Source organism: Massilia sp. MS-15 (assembly GCF_020176695.1).
Classification (GTDB): Bacteria; Pseudomonadota; Gammaproteobacteria; order Burkholderiales; family Burkholderiaceae_D; genus Telluria; species Telluria hydrophila.
On sequence record NZ_JAIWIA010000049.1, the window covers coordinates 1 to 1,642 of the forward strand.

The window sequence follows — 1,642 nt, forward strand, 5'->3', positions numbered from 1 at the left end:
CCATACATACGGTATACCGACGCTCGTCCAAATAGCGTTGGGGTGCGGTTGCGGTTATGACAACTGTCTTGTGATCCGGCTCCGGCGCACCCCACATCATGCCCGTGGTCGCATTGCCGTCATCCGCCTCGGCGTCCATGAGCCTCGCCACGTCTCCGCTGATCCTGGAGGAACACACATTGAACAAGCCCCGTACACCGGCTGGTCTTGTCGGAATACGGGTGCCGGATGTCACCCCCAGGTGTCCCCCGATGGCGTTGAACGATCCATGGAAATTGGGATCACCTTCCGCCAGACCTGCCAAGCGTACGTGATGCCAGAACATCGCTGACTCATAATCTGCCGGATCGTTCTGGCTGGTCCAATTGCCGTTTCCATCAATCAGGGCATTGCCTCCTTCATAGATCGAGGAACCTTTGTTGCGCGGGCTCCAGGTATCGGTTGCGCCGGCAATGTGGACTGATGCGAATTCGTCGTCTCCGGGGATGGCGCGATACCGGGTCCGGTAGACATAGAGCATTTCTTGAACTTCTCTCATTTCCGCAACGAGCTTTTTTGCGGTGGACATGGAAATCATATAGTTCCCGGAAATTGCCCCCAAAATCAGGATTGAGGCGACGAACAACACGATGACGATTTCCAGAATCGTATGTCCTGTTTGTCTGTTCATTGCATGTCCACCTTTCATCCGCTCAGTCGGTATGCTTCCGGCGTTGCCGCCCTCGAAAACATAGGGGAATGGCATCGCAGCCATTCCCACCAGATGTGCAAGCCAGTTATTGAGCCAGGCACACCGTATACTTGTTGGCGTCGACGTATTCGGCCGCATTCGCGGCATTGGTCGTCGTCACGGGGCTGGTGCCTTCGAGAGCGCCGAAGAACTGGCCCTTGTCGGAGACGCCATCGTCCAGCATGATGTCCAGCGCACGTGCGGTCTTGCCGGGAATTGCGCTGGAACACACGTAGTAGCTGGCGCTGATTCCGTCCGGGGTTTTCGGGCGGTCGGCATTGGAGGTGACGCCGAGTTTGCCGCCGACGGCATTCGTCGCCGTGCCCGAAGCAGCGCTGCCGCTTGCCAGCCCTGCCAGGCGGACATGCTGCCAGAAGAGGGTGGTTTCATTGGTGGCGGCGACGGCATCCGCGCCGACCCAGGTGCCGCTGTCGATCGAGCCGTTACCGCCATTGGTGGTGGATTTCACGGCGCCTTTCTGGTTGGTGTCGGCTTTCGGATCGTCGCCCGGGATGGCGCGGTACAGGTCACGGTATCCATTGACCATCGTGGAAATACTGCGCATCTCGTTTGCCAGCGATTTGACCGTGCCGTTTTCGATCAGGGCCTGGCCTTTGAGTACGCCGCCGATCAGCAGGCCAATAATGACCAGCACAATCGCGATTTCGACCAGGGTAAAGCCCGTCTGTTTTTGCGTTACGTGTTTCATTTTGTCTTCCTTCCAGAGATTGAGCGATTGAATGACATGAAGCGGCGTGCAACTGAAACCAAGGCCTCCCTTTAAAATCGTGTCTATAGGCAATACTCATTGTCGTAGGAAAAGATTACCATCCATAATTAAACGCGCAAGATGTCTAATTTATTTACGTTGGTGTTTGCGTTATCTGTTTGTCGCAGGGATGATTCAAATCT

Annotated in this window: 2 protein-coding genes; both read right to left on the reverse strand. The window is 55.8% G+C overall.

Features of this window, described 5'->3' with window-relative positions; all coding sequences use genetic code 11:
* The coding region (locus LCI23_RS17890; protein WP_224947808.1) for a type II secretion system protein at positions 1-745 on the reverse strand (745 nt) is incomplete at its 3' end.
* 31 nt (positions 746-776) lie between these two features.
* On the reverse strand, positions 777-1,439 hold the full coding sequence (locus LCI23_RS17895; protein WP_224947809.1) for a type II secretion system protein: 663 nt from the start codon (positions 1,437-1,439) through the stop codon (positions 777-779).
* Between the last annotated feature and the right edge of the window lie 203 nt (positions 1,440-1,642).